This window comes from Streptomyces sp. NBC_00271, assembly GCF_036178845.1.
Classification (GTDB): Bacteria; Actinomycetota; Actinomycetes; order Streptomycetales; family Streptomycetaceae; genus Streptomyces.
Genome location: NZ_CP108070.1, coordinates 1,885,869 through 1,908,116 on the forward strand (window position 1 = coordinate 1,885,869; position 22,248 = coordinate 1,908,116).

Genomic DNA, 22,248 nt, shown 5'->3' on the forward strand with positions numbered 1-22,248 from the left:
TCTGATGCGCAGCGTGACCTATTCGATGGGCGTCTCACTTGACGGCTACATCGTCGGGCCGGACGGCGACTTCGACTGGACGGCGCCCGACGAGGAGGTCTTTCGCTTCGCCACCAACGAGATACGAGAGGTCGGCGTCCACCTGTTGGGACGACGGCTGTACGAGACGATGCTGTACGGGGAGACCGCCGACCGGCTTCCAGATCGCGGCCCACTCGAGCATTGAGTCGTCGAGTGATGGATCCTGGTCAAGTGTCGCTGTGCCTGGCCACCTACGCCTGAACGTCACAGCGCTGGCCAATAGGAACAGCTCTATAATCGAACACGTGAACGACTATCCGGTGTCTCGCCTCGCCATGCTGCGCTTCCTGGAGCGCGTGCAGGAACGCGACCTCGCCCGTAGCCGTCGACGCACTCCTGGTGACCGGTCGGCCGCTCACATCCCGCGCTGTCACCCCCACGCCCACGGATTTTTCCGCACGCATCCGCTGAACTCCGCTGCACGCACCGACCGCTGTGACGCTCCCCGGCCACATCGACTGTGGGTCATCCTCCCGATCCCGTCCATACGTCCGGGGAGCCGCTGTCGCTCTCGGTCCCTGAGGGCCGCACACCCGTACGCGCGGGATCAGCGGGGTTCCTGGCCGGAGTCGGCTGCGGGCAGAACCAGGCGGAAGGTGCAGCCGCGGCCGGTGCCCGTGTCGAGTTCGAGGCGGCCGCCGTGGCCCTCGGCGATGGTCGCGGCGATGGCCAGGCCGAGGCCGCTGCCGCCGTGGATGCGGGAGCGGGCGGGGTCGGCGCGGTAGAAGCGCTCGAAGACGAGCTCGGCGTCGACGGGTTCGAGGCCCGGCCCTTCGTCCGACACCTCGATCACGGTGATCGGCAGGCCCTCCGGCAGAGGCGGTGAAGCGGTGGTGCGTCCGGGTCGGTCCGTGCCTCCGGTTCCGGGACCCGCCTCGGTCGTGCCGACGTGAACGTGGACGCGGGTGCCCGGCGGGGTGTGGGTGCGGGCGTTGGAGAGCAGGTTCTCCACGATCTGACGCAATCGGTGCGGGTCGCCGACAGTCTCCGCAACGTCGAGTTCCTCGGCCCCGGTGGGATCGGCCGGGGTGCGCAGCGGGCCGAGGTCGACGGGGTGGGACTCGCTGTGGACGGCGGCGGCGCTGACGGCGTCCGCCGCGAGGGACAGCAGGTCGACCCGCTCCCTGCGGTAGGAGGGTTCTTTGTCGAGGGTCGCGAGCAACTGGAGGTCGTCGACGAGCAGACTCATGCGTTCCGCGTTCTGTGCGATGAACCGGTTGGCCTCGTTTCGTTCGAGGGCCGAGCGCGGTTCCGGGCGGAGGGCGAGTTGGGCGTAGCCCTGGATGGCGGTGAGCGGAGTGCGCAATTCGTGCCCGGCGTCGGCGACGAACCGGCGAAGGCGGGCCTCCGAGGCCTCCCGGGCCACCAGCGCCCTCTGCAGGCGGTCGAGCATGGAGTTCAGGACCCGGCCGAGTCGTCCGATCTCGGTACGCGCATCGGTGTCTGCCAAACGCAGATCGAGCCGGCCTGCGGTGATGTCCTGAGCCGTCCGTTCCATTCTGGTCAGAGGCAGCAGCCCCAGACGAACCACCCACCGGCCCAGGGCGATCAGGGCGACGATCGTGACGGCGAGCAGCACGGCGTTCAGCCACAGGAGCTTCGATGTGGCACCGTCGACGGTGTCGAGCGGAAGGGTGACCACCGCGCTCATGCCGTCCGGACCGGGGTTCAGCAGCACCCGCCAGCGGCCGTCACCACTGACGGCGGGCACGGTTTCGGGGTGGCCGTCCCGCAGTCCGAGCTCCTCCGCCTGATCGGCCAACCGGGGTCCTGGCTTGGTCTCGGAGCCCAGGGAGTCGTTCAGACGGCGCCCGGAGGAGTCGTAGAAGTAGACGTGGAAGTCCGAGGGAAGTATGTCCGGGCGTTCCCCCGGGTCCGGGAGCCTGCCTTGGAGCGCGTCGTCATAGGCGGGAGCCGGTGTATGGAACTCGACAAGCTGCTCGTCGACGCGGTCCAGCAGCCAGGAGCGAAGCACCACGTAGCCGATCGCCTGGGAGGTCAGGACTGCCGCGGTGGCGAGCAGAGTGGCGCCGAGGATGAGGCGCCGTCGCACCGACTTGGGCGGCCGGGGCAGGAACCGGGTCACTGGCCCGAGGTCCCTGCGTGGTCGCGGGGAAGCCTGAGGCAGTAGCCGACGCCGCGCACGGTGTGGATCAGTGGCGGTTCGAAGCAGTCGATCTTCCTGCGCAGGTACCTGACGTACGTCTCGATGATCCGGGAGTCGCCCGCGAAGTCGTAGCTCCAGACGTGGTCGAGGATCTGGACCTTGCTCACCACCTGGCCCGCGTTCGACAGGAGGTAGGCCAGGAGCTTGAACTCGGTTGGAGACAGGGCGATGTACTGCCCTGCGCGGTGCACCTCGTGGGCGCCCTCGTCGAGTTCGAGGTCGGCGTAGCGCAGAACGCTCTGCACCGCCTGCCATTCGGCGGCCGGCGCCGTGCGACGCAGAATGGCCTCGATGCGCAGCAACACCTCCTCGATGCTGAAGGGTTTGGCAACGTAGTCGTCCCCGCCGGCGCTGAGACCGGTGATGCGATCGTCGGTGCCGGTGCGGGCGGTCAGGAACAGGATCGGACAGTCGTTGCCTGCCGCCCGCAGCCTGCGGGTCACCTCGAAGCCGTCCAGGTCGGGCAGCATCACGTCCAGCAGCACCAGATGCGGTTTTAGGCGTTCGACCTCCAGGAGGGCAGCCTGTCCGGTGTCGGTGCTTCTCACCTCGTATCCGGTCAGGCGAAGCGTTGCCTCCAGCAGGGTGCGAATGCTGGGCTCGTCCTCGACCACGAGGAGCCGATGTCGCGGCCGCGCGGCTGTGGGCTGCTCGGTCATGCGTCTGCTGGTCCGTTCTGCCGTGTCGTGACCGTCGCTTGGGCGTCGGCTACTTGGCGGCGCAGTCGTAGAGCACGTTGCCTCCCCCGGATCCCATCGCACCGCCGCCGTCTTGCTGTGACGACGTGCCGGAGGTGCCGCCGTATGCCGACGCCGGAACCTTGGTGCAGTGGTCGGCGATCCAGTCGGAGCGCTGCTTGGTGTATCCGCCGGACAGGCCCGGCACGCCTCCGCCGTTCGTGTCGGAGCCCAGGATGTAGCGTAGTTCGCCGTCCTTGGTCCATTTCTCCAACTGGGCCACCGACGGCGAGTTGTCGCTGTTGGTGAAGCCGCCCATGGCGATGACGGTCTCGTCGGTGCCCAGGATGTAGGCGCTGGCGTTGAGGGCGCCGCCCTCGACGGCGAGCTTGATGCGTGCGTGGGGTGCGTGCTCGACGGCGTACTGGATGATCTTGCGCTGTTGGGCGGTGAGTTTCCCGCTACCGAAGCCGCCGCGCCCACCAGGGGCCCTTCCTGAGCCAGCACCTGGGAACGAGGGTGCGCCGCGGCTTTTCGAGCCCGCTTCCCCGGGTGCACCGGGCATACCGTTCGCTCCTCCTGTGGGCATGCCGGAAGGCACTCCGCCGGACGGAGGTTCAGCGGTCTGTCCCGAAGAGGTGCCACCGCCGGGGAAGCCCGGCATGTTCGACGGCATCCCGGACGGCATGCCCGAGGGAAGGTCTCCACCGTTCGAGCCCTGCCGGGGCATGCCACCCCCTCCGCCGAATCCGAGCGTCTGCGGACCGGCCATCGGGTTGGAGCCCCCCGTGCTGATGGAGCCGGGTACGGCCACCGCCCACGCTCCCGGCGCCAGCAGAACCGATGCGACCGCGGCACAACCGGCAACCGTCGACAGCCGGCCACGGCGTCGTGACAGCACCAGCAGGACGACCGCGACGCAACCGACCAGCAGCACGGGCCACACCAGCCAGCCGTTCCAGTCGGGCTCACGGCGAACCAGCGCCACGGCCCAGGCGACGCTCACCACGACCGCGGCTACGCCGACCAGAGGCGCCCAGCGCAGGCCGGCGCGGTGGATGCGGACGAGGGCAGCCATCAGTCCGCCGCACAGGGCGGCGATCGCCGGGGCGAGCTGAGTGGTGTAGTAGGGGTGGAAGATGCCCTTCTGGGTCGAGAACACGGCCCCGCAGACCACCAGCCAGGTTCCCCACAGCAGCCAGCCGGAGGCCGGCAGTACGGCGGAGTCGGGCAGTCCGCCGCGTCGGCGCAGTACCGCGCCGGCGACGGCGACGGCCAGGGCCAGCGCACAGACCGGCAGCAGCCAGCTGATCTGACCGCCCACCTGTACGCCGAACAGCCGGCCCAGGCCGGACTGACCGCCGAATCCCCCGGCGAACCCGCCCATCGTCTGAGGCGTTCCGTCGCTGGAGCCGAAGACCCTCCCCAGTCCGTTGTAGCCGATCACGAGATCCCAGGCCGAGCCGTCCTTACTGCCGCCGATGTAGGGGCGGTCGCCCGGCCACAGGGCCACCATGGCGACCCACCACAAGGAGGACGCCGCCAGGATGGCTCCTGCGCTCAGCAGACGCCGCACTCGCGGTATCCAGGGGCCGCGTCCTCCCACGAGCCAGGCGACGGCGAACGCGGGGATGACCATCCAGGCGGCGAGCATTTTGGTGAGGAATCCGCACCCGATCAGGAAGCCACTCGCGCACAGCCACCAGGTCGCGGCCCGGCCCTCGGCCTGCAGCGCACGGGTGAGCGCGTACGCCGCCGACACCAGCAGCAGGACCAGCAGCGTGTCCGGGTTGTTGTCCCGGTTGATGGCCACGGTGATGGGCGTCAGGGTGAGCACCAGAGCCGCGATCAGCGCCGCTCCCTCCCCCGCCCAGCGGCGCACGGTGCGGTGCAGCACCAGCACCCCGGCCACACCTTCGAGCACCTGCGGCAGGATCAGCGCCCAGCCGTGCATCCCGAAGATCTTGCTGCTGATCACCTGCGGCCACAGCGCGGCCGGGGGCTTGTCGACCGTGATCACGCCGGCCGGGTCGAAGGAGCCGAAGAGGAAATTGGTCCAGCTCTTCCCCATCGACTTCACGGCCGCCGAGTAGTAGCTGTTGCCCCACCCCAGGGAGCCCAGTGCCCAGCCGTAAAGGACGGCCGCGAGCACGAGGACGGCTCCGAGCGCCGCGGGTACCGCCCAGGCGGGGAGCGAGCGGACGGACGTACTCGTACCTCTCCCGTCGTGTGCCGATGCCGCCGGTGCGGGCCTGATGTGCGCGTAGTTGCTCATGTCGGGATTCGCTCTCATCAACGGGTACGGCTACGGGGGGCGGTGAAGACAGCCAGCCGCAGCACGGCGAAGCGCACGCAGGTGACCGCGACGGACGCCGTGGCGAGGACCGCGGTCTCCGCGGCCGGTGAGGCACCGGGATCGAGCCGCTTGAACCACAGCACCGCAGCGGAGGTGACCAGATAGCCGAGGACGAACAGACCCCCGGCACCGAGGTGCGCACGTGCGGGTGGGGTGGTGGAGTACCGGAAGGTGAGGCGGCGGTTCGCCTCGGTGTTGAGGACGGTGAGGCCGAACAGCGAGATCAGGTTGGCGACGACCGGAGACCACCAACCGCGCAACAGCCAGTACAGCAAGGCCTGTCCGACCGTGGAGACGACACCGATCGCGAGGAAACAGCCGACCTCCCACGACAGCACACCGCGTCGTGTGGAGGGGGCGAGGACGGCGTCGGGGTGTTCGGCGGCCGGCTCGGGGCGCGTCCGCACCTCGACCCGGGCGTCACCGGACGCCTTGAGCCGCGCCATGCGCCACAGGCCCCGCAGGTCTTCCCTGGCGGTGCTCACCACATCCACCCGGGTGTCGACGTCCTCGACCCAGTCGACCGGGACCTCGTGGATACGCAGTCTGTTGTGCTCGGCGAGCAGGAGCAGCTCGGTGTCGAAGAACCACGCGTCGTCGCGCGTCACTTCCAACAGCGGCCGGAGCACGTCTGTGCGGGCCGCCTTGAATCCGCACTGGGCGTCGGTGAAGCGGACTCCATGGGTGAGCCGGATGATGCCGTTGTAGCAGCGGGAGATGAACTCGCGGCGCGGGCCGCGGACCGTGCGTGCGCCGGAAGCGAGCCGGGAGCCGATCGCGAGGTCCGAGTGACCGCTGGCCAGGGGCGCGACCAGCGGAAGCAGTCCGTCGAGGCCGGTGGAGAGGTCCACGTCCATGTACGCCACGATGTCCGCGTTGCTGGCGCCCCAGACGGTGCGCAGCGCGAGTCCGCGCCCTTTGCGGTTCAGGTGGACGACGCCGACGCCGGGCAGCTCGTCCGCGAGGCGGCGGGCGGTGGCGAGGGTTTCGTCGGTGCTGGCGTTGTCGGCGACAGTGATCCGCCAGGGGAAGGGGAAGCCCTGGGACAGACGGGCGTGGAGCGTGCGCAGGCAGCCGGGCAGCGCTCGTTCCTCGTTGTAGACCGGAACGACGATGTCCACCGTCGCGGTACCGGCGTGTGGGAGAAGCGAACGTTCCACGGGCTGGAAGGGGGCGGGGCGCTCCACGCGGGCGTCGAGTTCGGTGAGGTGGGGGGTGGGAGTCATGGCTTCCTCAGGCATGAGGGGACGGCAGACTGCGGCTCACAGGCCCTGGTCCAAGGCCGCGGCCTCACTGTTGCCGCCCCGCCTGTGGGGGCAACGGGAGAATAGCGAGAACTGACGGGGAGTCAGATCAATTGCCGAAAGCGCTCTCCCGATTCACCGTGCACACGCAGCCCTCCGCCCCAGCTTCAGCCACCGACTCACCCCCGCCCGACTCGAACGACAGACCTCAGCCCGGATCGCCCCCGTAACGAAACAGGGGGAGGGTGTGCTGTCGACATCCCGTCCGCTCGGCGGGTACTGGCACCGGTGAGGCGACCCCTGTGGTGTGGACACTCTGACAATGGATCTTGCAGATCCGAGGGAAGGTGTCCTGGTGGGACGTAGGTCTCCGTATCCGGCGGAGTTCAGGAACGATGCGGTGGCGTTGTACCGCGCGGCGGGTGGGAAACGCACGTATGCGGCGGTCGCGGCGGATGTCGGGGTGACCGGCGAGACCCTGCGGAGCTGGGTGCGCCAGGCCGACGAGCACGCGGGCCGCGATCACGGCTATGGCGAGCAGGGCGCGGAGAGCCGGGACGAGGAACTGGGCAGGCTGCGCGCGGAGAACGGTCGGCTGCGCAAAGCGGAGAAGGAATGGGAACTTGAGCGGGAGATCCTGCGCCGGGCAGCGGCCTGTTTCGCGCAAGAGATGAAGTGAAGACCCGCCGCTGGGACTTCGTCTCCGCCCACGCAGAGGTCTTCGGCGTCCAGCGGATATGCCGGGTCCTTCGGGTCTCTCGCTCGGGCTACTACCGGTGGCTCGCCGGCGCGAAGACCCGTCAAGAACGGCAGGCCGCCGACAACGCCCTGCTCGTGGAGATCCGTGAGATCCATACCGAACACAAGGGCACCTACGGAGTCCGGCGCATCCATGCCGAGCTACGGGGCCTCGGGCACACGGTCAATCGCAAGCGGGTCGAGCGTCTGATGCGCATCAACCGGCTCGAGGGCCGCCACCTGCGGCGCCGCAAGCGCACCACGGTCCCCGATCGGCTCGCGCCGCCTGCCCCAGACCTCGTCCAACGCGACTTCCGTGCCAGGAAGTTGAATGAGAAGTGGTGCGGCGACATCACATACGTGCAGGTCGGCGGGACGTGGTTGTACCTCGCCTGCGTCCTGGACATCTGTTCACGCCGGGTGATCGGCTGGTCGATGGCCTCACACATGCGTGCGGAGCTGGTCATCGACGCCCTGAAGATGGCGGTATCGACCCGCGGTGGCCGCGTGGGCGGGGTGATTTTTCACGCGGACCGCGGCTCCCAGTACACGTCGGCCGCGTTCGCGCAGGTCTGCGATGGTTTCGGAATCCGCAGGAGCATGGGCCGGGTCGGCTCGAGTTATGACAATGCCCTCGCAGAGTCGTTCTCGCAGGGGCTCAAGAGAGAGACGATGCACCCGAGGCTGTTCTCCACGATGCGGCAGGCAAGGCTGGAGATCTTCCAGTGGCTCACGTACTACAACGCACGCAGGCGCCACAGCGCTCTCAGCTACCTCTCGCCAGCCGAGTTCGAACAGCAACAGCAGAGAGAACGTAAACTCACACTCGCAGCATGAACCCCCGTGTCCACACTCCGGGGGACGCCTCACCTGGTGCTGCGCCCCTGAGCGGCTCCACGTCACCGCCGGCCGGCCCCGCGTACGGCTGCGGAGCGAGTCACCGCGGGGGCTGCGCGGCGGGCGTCAGGGTGTCGAGCCCGGCGCGCAGGAAGGTCATCGCCGCCTCGATGTCGGCTTCCTCACGACGGTGCACCACTTCGCCGACGACCGCTGCCGCGGCGGCGGCCGCGATGCGCGGGCCGAAGTCGCCCGGGACACTGCCCTGTTCCTCGGCGAGAATGCGGGTGGCATCCTGGACGACCTCGGCAAGGCGGGCGCCGGCCACCGCCCTGAGCTGCGGGTTGAGCTCGAGCATGCGGTGAGTGAGGTCGTCCAGGTCACCTCGGTGGGCAACCTCCTCGCGCAGCCAGTGCTCCAGCGCGTCGAGGGCCCCCCGTCCCTCCTGTCGCTCGCGCATCGCGGTGGCGAGCCGGTCCGCGAAGGCCTCGGGGCGCGACAGCGCGAGCTCCAGCTTGGAGGGGAAGTAGAGCGTGACGGTCCGCGGCGACACCTCGGCGGCCGCGGCGATGTCGGCGATCGTCGTCGCGTCGAAGCCTCGCTCGGCGAAGAGTTCGTACGCCGCCCGGACGATCGCTTCCCTGCGCCGGGCCTTGCTCCGCTCCCGCAGACCATCGCTCGTCATGCCCGAACTTTACCATCCTCGGCTAATTTGCACTGGACTGCAAAAAATACCGCCTCAGAAGTTGATCATGTGTCCGGCCAGGCCGTGCACGGCTTCCTTCACCGCTTCACCCAGGGTCGGGTGGGCGTGGACATTGCGGGCGACCTCGTGCACGGTCAGGTCCCACTGCTGCGCCAGCGTCAGCTCCGGCAGCAGCTCCGTCACGTCCGGACCGATCAGATGGCCACCGAGGAGCTCGCCGTACTTGGCGTCGCTGATCAGCTTCACGAAGCCGACCGTGTCACCCAGGCCGTGCGACTTGCCGTTGGCCGTGAAGGGGAACTTGGCGACCTTGACGTCGTAGCCCCGCTCCTTCGCCTGTTCCTCGGTGTAGCCGAAACTGGCGATCTGCGGCTGGCAGTACGTGGCACGCGGGATCATCACATAGTCCAGCTCCATGGTCTCCGCGTCCGCGATCGTCTCGGCCGCGATGATCCCCATGGACTCGGCGTTGTGCGCGAGCATCAGCTTCGCGGTCACATCCCCGATCGCGTAGATGTGCGGTACGGACGTGCGGCAGCGGCCGTCGACGTCGATCGCGCCGCGCTCGGTGACCCGTACGCCCGTGGCCTCCAGGCCGTACCCGGTTACGTTCGGCGCGAAGCCGATCGCCTGGAGGACCTTGTCGGCCTCCAGCACCTTCTGCGCACCGTCCTTGCCGGTGACCGTCACCCGCACCTGCGGGCCCGACTCGTCGATCGACTCGACACGCGTCGAGGTGAGCACGTCGATGCCCAGCTTCCGGTACTGCTTGGCGAGTTCGGCGGAGACGTCCGCGTCCTCCAGCGGGGCGACCCGGTCCAGGAACTCGACGACCGTGACCTTCACGCCGTAGTTGTGCAGGACGTACGCGAACTCGATGCCGATGGCCCCGGCGCCCGCGATCACGATGGAGCGCGGCAGCTCCTCGGCGAGGATCTGCTCCTCGTAGGTGACGACACGGTCGCTGCGCCGGGTGCCGGGCAGCAACTTGGGGGTGGCGCCGGTGGCGATGATGCAGTCGTCGAAACCGACCGTCTTCGTGGTGCCGTCGGCGAGGGCGACCTGGAGCGTGTGGGCGTCGAGGAAGGTGCCGCGGCCGTCGATCTCGGTGATCGCGTTCTTCTTCATCAGGAAGTGGACGCCCTTGACACGGCCGTCCGCGACCCGGCGGCTGCGCCGGTACGCCTCGCCGTAGTCGAAGGAGACCTCGCCGTCGACCTTGATGCCGAAGGTCTTCGCCTCCCGCGTGAAGATGTGCGCCAGCTCGGCATTCCGCAGCAGCGCCTTCGTGGGGATGCAGCCGACGTTCAGACAGACACCACCCCAGTACCGCTCCTCGACGACCGCGACCCGCTTGCCGAGTTGCGCGGCACGGATGGCGGCGACATAGCCGCCCGGTCCTGCTCCGAGTACGACCACGTCGAAGCGCTCGTCCATGAGTGGATCCTTCCGGTGAAGCCCGGCTCAGAGCCGGTCCAACATCCTCTGCACCATCTGACCCTGTGACTTTATGTCTTCAGTGCCGCTACGACACTTTTCGTGTCTGTGATCACATGCGCGTAGGTCGGACCGTTCAATTCGTGGGCGGCCCTCATGAGTTCGCTCGAGAACGCCGCTGTGGCGTCGGTCACCAGCGACACATGGAATCCGAGTTCCATCGCGTACTTGGCCGTGGTCTCGATGCAGGTGTTCGCGAGCAGTCCGATGACGATCACGTGATCCACGCCACGCTGACGCAGGCGCATCTCCAGGTCGGTGTTGGCGAATCCGCTCTGGGCCCAGTGCTGTACGACCACCGTGTCCGAGGGCTCGGGCCGCAGGGGCGGATACCAGTCCCCGCCGAACGCGTCCTGGGCGAAGAGCTGATGCTTGTCCACGGAGCGTTGTGACGGGTTCGGGTGGGAAAAGGACTCGTACAACCCCGGTGTCCAGCGGTGATGCGGAACATAGAACACCGGCACGTCGACCTCGCGAGCGGTGGTCACCAGTTCGGACAGATGGGCCCGCAGGTCGACTTCCCGCGCGACCTCCGCGATGCGCGGCCAGAGCTTGCCCTCGTCGGCGAGGAAGTCGTTCAGCGGATCGACCAGCAGAACCCCCGTCCGGCGCCGGTCGTAGTCGTACACCACCATAGCTGCCTGCTTTCCGTACGTCGCGCTCCTGTGCGGGGCCGCTCAGACGGGGAACAACAGACAGCTGCTGGTGGTGTGCGCCAGCAGCCGGTTCCCGGAATCGAAGAGCTCGGCCTGCGCGAGGGCGGTACGACGTCCGCTGTTGAGGACGGTGCCCACGGCACGGACCTTGCCGGTGTCCACGGTGACCGGGCGCAGGAACTTCACATTCAGGTCGAGTGAGGTATACCCCATCCCCTGCGGCAGGACCGACTGCACCGCGCAGCCCGCCGCCGAATCGAGCAGGGTGGCGTACACACCGCCGTGGACGCTTCCGATGGGGTTGTAGTGCTCCTCGCCCGGGACGAGGGCGAAGACGACCCGGCCGCGTTCGACCTCTTCGAACGTCATCCCGAGGGTCGCCGCGATCGGCGCGGCGGGGAGCCGTCCGGCCTGCACCTCACGGAGGAAGTCGAGACCGCTGTACTGCCGGACGGCGGCGGCCGAGACGGCGGGGTCCTCCCAGTCGTACGTGCGTGACCTGCCCATGTCGCTCCCTCAATGATCTGAATGTGGAATTCGAAGCTAGCCAGGACGAGGTCTGGATGTCAACGTCGAAGCCAGCCTACGATGGGGTGCATGACGTGGCTGGAGACAAGCACCGAGAACTGCACGGTCCAGCGGACTCTCGACCTGGTGGGCGAGAAGTGGTCGCTGCTGGTCGTGCGGGACGCCATGAACGGCGTACGGCGCTTCGACGACTTCCGCCGGCACGTGGGGTTGTCCGAGAGCGTGCTCGCGGACCGGCTGCGCAAGCTCGTCGCGGCCGGAATCCTGGACACCGTCCCCTACAACGAGCCCGGCAGCCGCACCCGCCACGAGTACCGGCTCACCCGCAAGGGCTGGGAGCTGTGGCCGGCGATGATGGCCCTCAAGCAGTGGGGAGACCGCCATGCGGCGGATCCGGAGGGCCCGCCCCTGGAGGTCACGCACGCCGACTGCGGCGCGCCGGTCGAGACCTTGGTCGTCTGCTCCGCGGGACACGGCGCCCTCGTCCCCCCGGAGGCACGCACCCGCCCCGGCCCGTCGGCGAAGCCGTTGGACCTCACCGCTCGTTAGATCGGCGGGCAGCACGCGCGGGATCGGCCCCGGTCTCCGAGTCCGCGCCGGTCACGACGGCGACCGCCGCACCGAGGTGGTCGAGCGGGCCGGTGGTGTCCTGGGCCAGGTCGTCGCCGAGGCCGTACGCGTCGGACCGCGGGCGGGCCGACGCCTGACGCGGCGTGCCCGGCGGCGACGCCGCGATCCTCGTGGACCGACCGGCGTCACGGTTGTCGGAGCGGGTGACGAAGGAGTGCCGCCCGACGCAGCCGTCGGTCGTCGCCGTGCGTCCGGTGGCAGAGGTGATGTCGTGTCCGGCGGGAGCGAAGCGTTCGTCGCTCAGGCCGACGTCTGGGCCTTCGCGTGGCGTGCGACGGAGGTGAAGTGCAGGTTCTCGTCCTCGACGGGGCCGCCGCGCAGCAGTTTGACGTCGGAGTGGTAGTTCATCGACATGAGCCAGGGATAGGCGAGTCCTTGACGCGGCATCACATGGAGGGACCGCTTGACGTATCCGGCGCCGAAGTCGAGCAGCGGGCGGGTCGGCATGGCCGGGTCGGGGAGCTCGGGGCAACAGATGTCCGTGCCGGTGGCGTCCATGTGTCCGAGCAGCCGGGTGAAGTGCTCGCACAGCAGGCCCACCTTGAGCGTCCACGAGGAGTTCGTGTAGCCGATCGCGAAGGCGAAGTTCGGTACGCCGCTCAGCATCATGCCCTTGAAGGCCACCTTGTCGGCGAAGTCGACGGGTTCGCCGTCCACCGAGAGTGCCATCCCGCCGAACAACTGCACGTTCAACCCGGTGGCGGTGACGATGATGTCGGCGTCGAGCTCACGACCGGACTCGAGCCGGATGCCGGTCTCGGTGAACGTCGCGATCCGGTCGGTGACGACCGAGGCCGTTCCCTTCTTGAGCGCCTTGAACAGGTCCGCGTCGGGGACCGCGCACAGCCGCTGATCCCAGGGGTCGTAGGACGGGTTGAAGTGCTCGTCCACGGGATAACCGGCCGGCAGCTGCCTGATGTTCACGGCGCGGATGAGACGTCGCACGACCCGTGGGTGGCGTTGCGAGGTCCGCCAGACGAAGTGCTGCATGGCGATGTTCTTGCGCCGGGTGATCCGGTAGGCGAGGCCCGCGGGCAACACCTTGCGCAGCGTGTTCGCGATCACGTCCTCCGAGGCGACCGGAAGGATGTAGGTGGGGGAACGCTGGAGCATGGTGACATGACCGGCCGTGTCCGCCAGCGCCGGGATCAGCGTGACGGCCGTCGCACCGCTGCCGATCACCACGACCTTCTTGCCCGCGCAGTCCAGGTCTTCCGGCCAGTGCTGCGGGTGCACGATCTGTCCGGCGAACCGCTCCCGGCCCTCGAACCGGGGGGTGAAGCCTTCGTCGTAGCGGTAGTAACCACCGGCGCAGAACAGCCAGTTCGCGGTCATGGACACCGTCTCACCGGTGTCGGCGCGCTCGATCTCCACCGTCCAGCGGGCCTCGGCGGTGGACCAGGCCGCGCCGCGCACCCTGTGGTGGTAGCGGATGTGCTGTTCGATGCCGCTCTCCCCCGCGGTCTCCCGCAGGTAGTCGAGGATCAGATCGGCGGTGGCGATCGACTTGTCGTTGCGCCACGGTTTGAAGGCGTAGCCGAACGTGTGCAGGTCGGAGTCCGACCGGATGCCCGGATAGCGGAACAGCGCCCACGTGCCGCCGGAGACACCACGGGCCTCCAGGATCGCGTAACTGCTGCCCGGCCGCTCGGTCTGCAGGTAGTGGGCAGCGCCGATGCCGGAAATGCCGGCGCCGATGATCAGCACGTCGATGTGCTCGCTCTGACGGGTCATGTGCGGGGACTCCGTTGATGAGGCGTTCGCTGGGTGGTGCCTCGATGATGACCTCACATACCAGCCAGTACGGTGTGGCAGTTCGCACCTTCATCGGAAAAGACCAGTGCATTTTGCACCACCGCGGGCTAACGTGCGGACATGGCCTGGCAGCACCCTTCCGAACGTACATGCGATTTGCTTCGGCAGGGTGCGGAGATCGCACTCAACAGTCTGCAGGAGTGGCTCGACGAGATCGACGAGGCGACCTTGGCGGCGGTGACCATGCGAGCCATCGCGCAGGACCCCGCCCTGCGCGCCGCCACACGGCGGATCAACCGCGCCCACCTGACGTTCTGGGCGTCGGAGACCGTGCGCGACCCCGGCGCGCCGGTACCCGCGTACACCGGCCCGGACAGTCTCAGCCACGCCCGCGACCTGGTACGCCGGGGGCTCGACGAATCGGCCCTCGACTCCTACCGCGTCGGACAGAACGCGGCCTGGCGGCGCTGGATGCAGACCGCCTTCACCCTGACCTCCGACCCCGACGAACTGCGCGAGCTGCTCGATGCCTCGGCGCGCTCCGTCTCGGGCTTCCTCGACGCCACGATCGTCGACATCGCCGCACGTATGGCCGCCGAGCGCGAAGAGTTGACCCACGGCACCCACGCCGAACGTCGCGAGATCGTCACCCTGCTGGTCGAGGGCGCACCCATCAGCCGACAACGGGCGGAAGCACGCCTGGGCTACGCCCTCGACCGGACACACACCGCCGCCGTCGTGTGGAGCGAGGAACCGGCCCCCGAACCGGGCCACCTCGAGCGGGCGACCGAGGCTCTGGCGCAGACGGCCGGAGTGCAGCAGCCGCTCACCGTGATCGTCGGCGCGGCCACTCTGTGGGTGTGGCTGCCCGGACCCGCCGCACCCGACACCGGCCTGCTGAGCCGGCTCCTCGACCCGCTGCCGGGCGTCCGGATCGCCGTAGGCCCGCCCGCCGGGGGCAGGGAGGGCTTCCGGCGCAGCCACCTCGCCGCGCTGACCACCCAGCGCATGCTCGCCAGGCTCCGTTCGCCGCGTCGAGTCGCCGGTTTCGACGACGTCCAGCTCAGCAGCCTGATCAGCCAGGACGTCGAACAGGCCGACGACTTCGTCAAGACCACCCTCGGCGACCTCGCCACGGCGAGCCCGGAACTGAGGCACGCCGTCCTCACGTACATCCAGGCCCAGTGCAACACGACCCGCGCCGCCGGCCGGCTCTTCACCCACCGCAACACCCTGCTCCGGCAGCTCGACCGAGCCGACCAACTGCTTCCGAAGCCGCTCGAGGACCACACCGTCAAGGTCGCCGTCGCCCTCGATCTGCTCCAGTGGCGTGGCAGCGACTGAGGACCACGGTGGGCGCCGGCGTGCGTCTGCATCGGCACTACGCGCACTCCACGGCGTACTGCGTTCTCAGTAGCCGGGATTGTCGGCAGCCGCAGGACGACGCGGCAGGGCCCTGTCCGAGAGCCTGAAGACGTCCCCGAGAGCGGGACGACAAGACCTCTCCCATGGCTGTTTCCCTTTGGCCACCGGGCTGTTGGGCCTTCCGGCGTGCGCGCCCTCATCCGTCACCGAGGCAGCAGGACATGTTGATGACGAATCACCTACGGACCGTGCTGATCGGCGTCTTCCTCGCCTGCGCCACCCTGGTCGCCGCGGTCGGCATCAGCCGTCACACCTCGGGCACCGACCCGGCCGGCGTCGCGACGCCACGGGGACCGTATGTGGCGCTCGGCGACTCCTACACCGCCGGGCCACGGATCCCCGACCGGACCGGAGCCCCCGCCGGGTGCGATCGCTCCGACCACGACTACCCGGCGCTGGTCGCCGAGCGGCTGGGGCTGCGGGCGGCCGACTTCCGCGACCTGAGCTGCAGCGGGGCCACCGTCGCCGACCTGACGGCGCCGCAGTCCACCGACGACGGCACCAACCCGGCCCAGCTGTCGGCACTGTCCGCCGGGACGCGGCTGGTCACCCTCGGCATCGGCGGCAACGACATCGGCTTCGCCTCGCTGGTCACCATGTGCGTCAAGGCGGGCGTGTTCTATGACATGACCGGCCGCGGCAAGTACACCGGGGACGACGCGCCGTGCCGGGGGAAGTACGTCTCCGGCGACACCGACGACGTACAGCGGAAGATCGACACGGCGGGTGAGCGGCTGTCCGAAGCACTGGCCGAGGTGAAGCGCCGTGCCCCGAAGGCCCGTGTGTACGTCGTGGGATACCCGGCGATCCTGCCGGCCCATGGCTCCGGATGCGCCGACGACCTGACCCTCGCACCCGGTGACGCGACCTACCTCCACGACAAGGAACAGCAGCTCAACGCCGTGCTGCGTCAGCGGGCGCAGGACGCCGGGGCCGGATACGTCGACACGTACAAGCCCTCCGCCGGCCGTGACGCCTGCTCGGGCAGGGACACCCGCTGGATCGAGCCGCTGCTGCCCAGCCTTCCCGCCGCCCCGATGCATCCCAACGAGCGTGGCGCGCGCGGCATGGCCGACGCGGTGCTGCGCGCGGTCGGGGCCCCGCGGTGAGCGACACTCCCAGCACCCCGCCTGCGGGGGGTGCCTGTCGGCGGCGGGGCTCACGAGCTCGCCCGGTCATCCGGAGGCACCCAACCGATCCTGCCGACACAGCACCCAACTACCAATCCCCACAATGCATTTCATTCTGAACGATCAGTAGAACGTGATCGCCCGAACAGCTCCTGGCGCGAGCGGCCATGCAGGCTCTGGTGCGCTCAGACGGCGTGCAGGAAGAGCTGCGGCGACCACGCCGTGCAAGTGCCGGGACCCGGGCCGTCAATCGTTCTGGCGCAGGCCCGCACCTTGAAATTCCAGTCGCCGTGAGCGGGCGCGCGGAGCGTCGCGACCCTGTTCGGCCCCATGCGCATCTGCCAGTTGAACCAGCCGAGCCGTGACGGATAGGTGTACCGGATCTCGTAGTAGGCGTAACGGGGGCTGGAATTGCCGCCGTAGAACACCTTGAGCGTGTTGGTGCAGCCGTCGAAGCGGGCACCGGCGTACGGGCTGCCCGGATACCGGTACCGCTTCGGGGTACCTCCGGTGTTGGTGCCGCCGGCAGGTGGGAATGCGTCGCGGTATGTGCACAGGGTCGCCGGAGCAGCGGCCCGGGCCGTCTGTGCCTCGACGGCGGTCCCCACGCCCCCCGCAGAAGCGACAGAGACCAGCAGGACTGCGGCAGTGGTCATAGTAGTGAGCGGATGCCCCATCGCCATTACCTCCAGCGAGATTTGCCTCCAATACCACCATGCGCCTCCATCTCACCCGTCGCATCCGGGCGGGGACGTCGGCCGGTACACGTACATGTTCAACGCTCCGGGATTGGAGCCCGAGTTGGCGACGCGTGCGTTGTTGAACATGGACGACGCCCCGCACATCCCTGTGCGGGACAGTCGGTGCCCGTCGACCTGTGCTTCCCAGGGGCTCAGCAGTCGTCCACGGAGTCCGGCAGCTGCGCTGGGCCGAACTCGGTACCGTACGCGGTACGTACGGGCAGGCCCCGGTACGTGCGGTGCGAATCAGGCGGCCACGACCGCGAGGACCGTCATGACGTAGGGCATGGCGTCCTTCGCCGACTGGATCGTGCCGCCGACGTCGAGACTGGCTCGCGAGGAGCAGCTCGTCTTGTAGCCCGAGGCCTTGTCCCACACTGTGGGAAGAGTCCGCAGTCGCCCAGACTTCTGCCAGTTGAAGTCGCGGGACCCGCCGATGGTTCCGCCCATGGTTCCACGGACGTCGAAGATGTAGGTATCGCCCGTGTGGAAGCGGACAACACAGGCCCTGCTGAAGTTGTATCCGGTGAAGCCTGAGTCGTGTACGTGCCCGGTCCAGTTGTACGTCCCGTTGGAGTGCAGGGTCAGCGCCGACCAGCCGCCGACCGGGACACCGCCCCCGAATCTGATGTCGTGACTGACGGTGAAGGTGTCGGTGTATTGAAGGAGGGTGACCGACCCCGTCGGTGCCGTGTGAGCAGCTGGCCGCGCGGCATACCCTGCCGCGGCTGGGGTGGTCGGTTTCGTCGACAGGCCTGGATCGGCCGCGGCCGCCGTGGCCGGCAGGACGATGCTCCCTGCCAGCAGCACTGAGGCAAGGGCCGTTGCGCCATAACGCTTGTGAATGCTCACCATGGCTACGTACTCCTTGATAACTCCTGGGCCGACGCGCCTCATTCGCACCATTGATCCAATCGCTGATCAGTGGTCCGGTATCTTCCAGCAAGACCCAGACCCAGGTCGTGGAAGATCGCTCCGCCGTAGAGAAGTTCCGGAACGGGCTTCGGACCGCGTGGTGGACCTTGCGACATCCCGAACAGGCAAACTCTGCGCGAGGGGTCGAACAGCAGCGGCGGCTCCGCTTCACGAACCAGTTCCGTGGCCTCCGCCGCCATCCACATATCGGGAATTCCGCGCCCGCGATCGTCTCACTCACACCCGCCCGCAGCGCTTGGACGCGCGATGCGTATACCGAGCCATCGGAGGTGTTGGTTCGGGTAGGCGGTAAGCGCGGCGCTCACCATCAGTACGTCCTGACAGCCAGCATTTCACCGTTGTCAGCACCTGTCCTGTCGGGCCGGATCAACCTCGCTTCGGATGAGCGCACACGATCGTGGAGTCCACCGAAACGGCCCAGTTGAGGTCCTCGTCCGCGGCAGCCTGGGCCATCAGCGCGGTGAACACCCGCTCCCCCGCGACGGCCCATATTATCCGCAGCCGGTTGTAGAAATAGGGTTGGCGCTGCTCAGTCGCGCCGGATGGAGAACAGGCGTGCCGCCACAGCCAGCACCAGCCCGGCCACGATGAGATAGAGGCCAAGACGTTCTTCGGGCACTGCCGGTGACCACACCCGCCAAGCTGATGAGGTGTAGCCATCGGCTGCCAGGTAGGACCCGTAGACCCTGGGGGGCGCGCCGGTCTGGCCGCGCACCCACAGCAGGGCGCCTATGGCCACGCAGGTCGCTGATATCGCATACAGGACCGTGGCGCGGCGCGGGACCGGTCTGTTCACGGGTTCTCCCTCGGCTTTGACGTTGTGATGCGTGGATTCTCGCTGCCCTTTCCGGTCACGTCCGCGCCGGGGCATCGTGCTGAATCTTTGAATGGTCTTCCGCCCTTCGATCTGCTGGGCTTGCCCCATGGACACCGCCGCTGCCGACCGTCCGTCGGCGACCTACGACCGCATCGGTTTCGGACACAGCGACATCCGGCGCCCTGACCCCCAATTGCACGCCTTGATCGGCCAGGCACTGGGAGATGCCCGCACCGTCGTCAATGTCGGTGCCGGTACCGGCTCCTACGAGCCGGAAGGCGTCGACGTGACCGCAGTCGATCCCTCCCAGGTCATGCTCGACCAGCACCCTGGGACGAAGAGGGTGAAGGCCGGGGCCCAAGCGCTGCCGTTCGCTGACGGTTCCTTCGACGCGGCCATGGCCATCATGACCCTCCACCACTGGCCCGACCTGCACCGCGGACTCGGCGAACTGCGCCGCGTCGCCGACAGGCAGGTCGTCTTCACCTGGGATCCCACGCACCGGCCGGAGTTGTGGCTGCTCGAGGAGTACCTGCCGGAGATCCGTGAGCTGGACCACGCCCGCTTCACCCCTGTGACCGAGGTCGCCGACGCGCTCAACGCGCATACCATGTCGCCCTTTTCCATCCCGCACGACTTCACCGACGGCTTCCAGCGCGCCTACTGGCGCCGACCGGAGTGCTACCTCGACCCGGTCATCCGCCAGGCCAGCTCCACCTTCGCGCAGCTGCCGCCGTCCGTCGTGGAGCCGGCGATCGCCCGGCTCCGCGCCGACCTCGACTCCGGCACCTGGCACCGGCGCCACGCCGACCTGCTGGCTCAGCAAACCATGGACTACGGATATCGCCTGCTCATCGCGGGCGGGTAGTCGCGTCAGCCCTCAACGAGGGGCGGCCACGGCCAGGACGAGGGCCGCGCTGGACGCACATCCGATCCGGCCGTCGCGCACGGCCCGTACGGCCTCGTCCAGGGACAGGTGACGCACCTGGAGATCCACCTCCCCGGACTCCGGTGCCGGCTCTCCCGGGGTGAGTCCCTCGGCACTCCAGAGGTGGACACGTGCCGGGGTCAGTCCCGGCATGGGGTGAACGACGCCCCTCGGGGTCCAGCGGCCGCCGCGGTAGCCGGTCTCCTCGGCGAGTTCGCGCCGTGCGGCCGCCTCATGGCCCTGATCGTCCGCGTCGACGTTGCCGCCGGGCAGCTGCCACATGGATCCGGTGAGGTAGTGGTACTGCTCGATCATCAGCAGCCGCCCGTCGACCAGCGCCGCAACCCGGACCAGATCCGGTACGCGCACCCAGTCGTAGTGGCCTGGCTGCCCGTCGGGCAGGGTGATCTCGTCCTGGTACACCACCAGGCGGGGTGTCGCGTACCTCTGCTCCTCGCGGTGTCTTCGCCATGGTCCTCGGGTCTCCATGACCCCAGTTGTGCCCGGGGACCACGACGGCATGCGGTCGGCGGGTCAGAGCGAGCACGAGAGCGGGTCGCCGGTGTCGAAGCGGTGGGCCTCGGCGCCGGTCAGTGCCCGGCCCGCCCGGACGCAGGCGGCCCGGGACCAGACGGTGAGGTCCGTGGACCGGAAGGTCGCGCCGGGAGCATCACCGAAAAGGGGTCGACGACCACCGGGCTCGTCCGGCAGTTCAACGTCCTTGACGAGAGGTTTCTCGCCCGTGGCCACGCTGAGCCGTTTCAGCAGCCGGCCGGTCCGGGCACCCCGCACCAGGACGTCACCCTTCCAGTCCGCCCTCCTCTATGCCCTCCAGCAAGGCGGCGAAGGCGGCCGCGGCACCCGGCGGTCCTCCGCCGACAGGACCCGTCCTGACAGCGCGAGCGCCGTCCGGTCTTCAGCTTTCGAAGCGGTATCCCATGCCGGGTTCGGTGATGAGGTAGCGGGGGTGGGCGGGGTCCGTCTCGAGTTTGCGGCGGAGTTGGGCCATGTAGACCCGCAGGTAGTTGGTCTTGTTGCTCTGGCTGGCTCCCCAGACCTCGGCCAGGAGGTGTTTCTGTGTGATGAGCCGGCCGGGGTTGGTGACCAGGATCTCCAGCAGGTGCCATTCGGTCGGGGTGAGGCGTACGTCGTGCCCGGCGCGGGTGGCCTTCTTGGCGAGGAGGTCGATGGTGAAGCCGTCGGTCGTGACGAGTGTCGTCTCGGGGGCCGGCGAAACGTCGTCCCGGCGGCGGACGGCGGCGCGCAGCCGGGCGAGGAGTTCGTCCATGCTGAAGGGTTTGGTGATGTAGTCGTCGGCGCCCGCGTCCAGGGCCGCGACCTTCTCGTCGGAGGCGCGGCGGGCGGACAGGACGAGGATCGGTACGCGGGTCCAGCCGCGCAGGGCCCTGATGACGTCGGTGCCGTCCATGTCGGGCAGGCCGAGGTCGAGCAGGACCACGTCGGGCTGGCGGGCGGCGGCGATACGCAGTGCGGTGGTGCCGTCGGGGGCGGGGTCGACTCCGTATCTGCGGGCCTGCAGGTTGATCACGAGGGCCCGGACGAGCTGAGGATCGTCCTCCACCACCAGTACCCGGGTCATCGGGGTGCGCCTTTCCTGTCGTACGGCGGGCCGGAACCGTGGAACCGGCCTCGTGAACGCGGGAGTTGACGAACCGGGATGTGTTTCCCCGTCCGTCAACTCCCGCGCGGTTGTGCCTTAAGCCCGTCAGCTCTTCGCCACGAGTTCCTTGAGCGCGATGTTGAGTTCGAGCACGTTGACGCGGGGCTCGCCCATGAAGCCGAGGGTGCGGCCGTCGGTGTGCTCGTCGACCAGCCTCTGCACCCGGGCGACGGACAGGCCGTTCTTCTCCGCGATCCGGTGGACCTGGATGTCGGCGTACTTCGGGGAGATGTCCGGGTCCAGGCCCGAGCCGGAGGAGGTGACCGCGTCGGCGGGCACGTCGGACGGTTTGACCGTGTAGCCGTTGACCGAGTTGTCCTTGATGACGGCCTTCTTGGCTGCGGTCACCCAGTCGATCAGGTCCTTGTTGTCGCCGGAACGGTTGGTGGCGCCGGACAGGATCAGCTTGTACTGCGTGTTGACACTGTTGGTGCCCAGCCCGTTCGCGGGGCGGCCCTGGAACCACTTCAAGTCGGCATCCGGGGTCTCCTGGCCCTTCTTCAGCGGCAGGTTGTAGGACTGGCCGATCAGCGAGGAGCCGACGACCTTGCCGTCCGACTTGATCTCCGAGCCGTTCGCCTTGCCGGGGAACAGGCCCTGGGCGACACCGGTGATCGCGAGCGGGTAGATGACACCCGTCACCACAGTGAGCACCAGCAGCGCGCGCAGGCCCGCCCAGAGCAACCGGGCAGTGTTCGTAACCGAGTTGTTCATAGCCG

General features: G+C 68.6%; 21 protein-coding genes and 1 pseudogene. 6 read left to right on the plus strand and 16 right to left on the minus strand.

Going from position 1 to position 22,248, the window contains the following annotated elements; all coding sequences use genetic code 11:
• Positions 1-4 precede the first annotated feature (4 nt).
• Positions 5-202 (plus strand): annotated as a pseudogene (locus OG798_RS09025) (dihydrofolate reductase family protein); the annotation flags it as partial.
• Positions 203-628: 426 nt separating this feature from the next.
• Here OG798_RS09025 and OG798_RS09030 read toward each other — a convergent pair.
• From OG798_RS09030 to OG798_RS09045, 4 genes are read right to left on the minus strand one after another with little or no spacing between them, the layout of a single operon-like run.
• The gene (locus OG798_RS09030) at positions 629-2,167 is read right to left on the minus strand and encodes a sensor histidine kinase (protein ID WP_267060909.1); all 1,539 of its coding nucleotides are present in this window, start codon (positions 2,165-2,167) and stop codon (positions 629-631) included.
• Positions 2,164-2,907, minus strand: a complete 744-nt coding sequence (locus OG798_RS09035) for a response regulator transcription factor (RefSeq protein WP_121417129.1) — start codon at positions 2,905-2,907, stop codon at positions 2,164-2,166. Before OG798_RS09035 ends, OG798_RS09030 begins: the two co-directional genes overlap by 4 nt.
• A gap of 49 nt (positions 2,908-2,956) precedes the next feature.
• Positions 2,957-5,200, minus strand: a complete 2,244-nt coding sequence (locus OG798_RS09040) for an ArnT family glycosyltransferase (protein WP_267060910.1) — start codon at positions 5,198-5,200, stop codon at positions 2,957-2,959.
• 17 nt (positions 5,201-5,217) lie between these two features.
• Positions 5,218-6,507, minus strand: a complete 1,290-nt coding sequence (locus tag OG798_RS09045) for a bifunctional glycosyltransferase family 2/GtrA family protein (RefSeq protein WP_121417127.1) — start codon at positions 6,505-6,507, stop codon at positions 5,218-5,220.
• 373 nt (positions 6,508-6,880) lie between these two features.
• On the opposite strand from OG798_RS09045, the gene OG798_RS09050 reads away from it, so the two are divergent.
• Positions 6,881-8,100 (plus strand): IS3 family transposase gene (locus OG798_RS09050; protein WP_443053726.1). Its coding sequence is split into 2 segments (ribosomal slippage): positions 6,881-7,157 and positions 7,157-8,100, totalling 1,221 coding nucleotides; the frame shifts between segments, so codons are not numbered across the junction.
• Positions 8,101-8,200: 100 nt separating this feature from the next.
• Here OG798_RS09050 and OG798_RS09055 read toward each other — a convergent pair.
• The 4 genes from OG798_RS09055 to OG798_RS09070 all read right to left on the minus strand — a co-directional run bounded on the left by OG798_RS09055 (position 8,201) and on the right by OG798_RS09070 (position 11,466).
• Complete coding sequence (locus OG798_RS09055) at positions 8,201-8,785, minus strand: TetR/AcrR family transcriptional regulator (RefSeq protein WP_267060911.1); 585 nt, start codon at positions 8,783-8,785, stop codon at positions 8,201-8,203.
• A 54-nt stretch (positions 8,786-8,839) separates the two neighbouring features.
• Positions 8,840-10,243 (minus strand): dihydrolipoyl dehydrogenase, encoded by a 1,404-nt coding sequence (gene lpdA / locus OG798_RS09060; protein ID WP_095856380.1) that lies wholly within the window; start codon positions 10,241-10,243, stop codon positions 8,840-8,842.
• A gap of 71 nt (positions 10,244-10,314) precedes the next feature.
• Positions 10,315-10,938, minus strand: a complete 624-nt coding sequence (locus OG798_RS09065; RefSeq protein ID WP_328756758.1) for an isochorismatase family cysteine hydrolase — start codon at positions 10,936-10,938, stop codon at positions 10,315-10,317.
• A gap of 42 nt (positions 10,939-10,980) precedes the next feature.
• Complete coding sequence (locus tag OG798_RS09070) at positions 10,981-11,466, minus strand: PaaI family thioesterase (protein WP_328756759.1); 486 nt, start codon at positions 11,464-11,466, stop codon at positions 10,981-10,983.
• Positions 11,467-11,556: 90 nt separating this feature from the next.
• Between OG798_RS09070 and OG798_RS09075 the strand changes: the two genes are divergently transcribed.
• Positions 11,557-12,036, plus strand: a complete 480-nt coding sequence (locus OG798_RS09075) for a winged helix-turn-helix transcriptional regulator (RefSeq protein WP_095856377.1) — start codon at positions 11,557-11,559, stop codon at positions 12,034-12,036.
• A gap of 321 nt (positions 12,037-12,357) precedes the next feature.
• Here the strand turns inward: OG798_RS09075 and OG798_RS09080 are convergent, their stop codons facing one another.
• A complete protein-coding gene (locus OG798_RS09080; protein ID WP_121417125.1) occupies positions 12,358-13,851 on the minus strand; it encodes a flavin-containing monooxygenase in 1,494 nt (497 codons plus the stop codon).
• A gap of 141 nt (positions 13,852-13,992) precedes the next feature.
• Here OG798_RS09080 and OG798_RS09085 point away from each other — a divergent pair, with 141 nt between their 5' ends.
• Both OG798_RS09085 and OG798_RS09090 read left to right on the plus strand, forming a co-directional pair.
• Entirely contained in the window at positions 13,993-15,216 is a 1,224-nt protein-coding gene (locus OG798_RS09085; RefSeq protein ID WP_328756760.1) for a PucR family transcriptional regulator, read from the plus strand.
• A 248-nt stretch (positions 15,217-15,464) separates the two neighbouring features.
• Positions 15,465-16,406, plus strand: coding sequence for an SGNH/GDSL hydrolase family protein (locus OG798_RS09090; RefSeq protein WP_121417124.1), 942 nt, complete (start codon positions 15,465-15,467; stop codon positions 16,404-16,406).
• Positions 16,407-16,612: 206 nt separating this feature from the next.
• Here OG798_RS09090 and OG798_RS09095 read toward each other — a convergent pair whose 3' ends face one another.
• From OG798_RS09095 to OG798_RS09105, 3 genes are all read right to left on the minus strand, one after another.
• Positions 16,613-17,083, minus strand: a complete 471-nt coding sequence (locus OG798_RS09095; RefSeq protein WP_121417123.1) for a hypothetical protein — start codon at positions 17,081-17,083, stop codon at positions 16,613-16,615.
• 330 nt (positions 17,084-17,413) lie between these two features.
• Entirely contained in the window at positions 17,414-18,022 is a 609-nt protein-coding gene (locus tag OG798_RS09100; RefSeq protein ID WP_121417122.1) for a hypothetical protein, read from the minus strand.
• A 610-nt stretch (positions 18,023-18,632) separates the two neighbouring features.
• Entirely contained in the window at positions 18,633-18,899 is a 267-nt protein-coding gene (locus OG798_RS09105; protein WP_267060914.1) for a hypothetical protein, read from the minus strand.
• Between the two features lie 127 nt (positions 18,900-19,026).
• On the opposite strand from OG798_RS09105, the gene OG798_RS09110 reads away from it, so the two are divergent.
• Positions 19,027-19,788, plus strand: coding sequence for a class I SAM-dependent methyltransferase (locus OG798_RS09110; RefSeq protein WP_328756761.1), 762 nt, complete (start codon positions 19,027-19,029; stop codon positions 19,786-19,788).
• A 12-nt stretch (positions 19,789-19,800) separates the two neighbouring features.
• Here OG798_RS09110 and OG798_RS09115 read toward each other — a convergent pair whose 3' ends face one another.
• From OG798_RS09115 to OG798_RS09130, 4 genes are all read right to left on the minus strand, one after another.
• Entirely contained in the window at positions 19,801-20,337 is a 537-nt protein-coding gene (locus tag OG798_RS09115) for an NUDIX domain-containing protein (protein WP_267060917.1), read from the minus strand.
• A 45-nt stretch (positions 20,338-20,382) separates the two neighbouring features.
• Positions 20,383-20,640, minus strand: a complete 258-nt coding sequence (locus tag OG798_RS09120) for a hypothetical protein (protein ID WP_121417119.1) — start codon at positions 20,638-20,640, stop codon at positions 20,383-20,385.
• A 124-nt stretch (positions 20,641-20,764) separates the two neighbouring features.
• Positions 20,765-21,448, minus strand: coding sequence for a response regulator (locus tag OG798_RS09125; protein WP_121417118.1), 684 nt, complete (start codon positions 21,446-21,448; stop codon positions 20,765-20,767).
• A gap of 126 nt (positions 21,449-21,574) precedes the next feature.
• Positions 21,575-22,243 (minus strand): potassium-transporting ATPase subunit C, encoded by a 669-nt coding sequence (locus OG798_RS09130; protein WP_121417117.1) that lies wholly within the window; start codon positions 22,241-22,243, stop codon positions 21,575-21,577.
• Between the last annotated feature and the right edge of the window lie 5 nt (positions 22,244-22,248).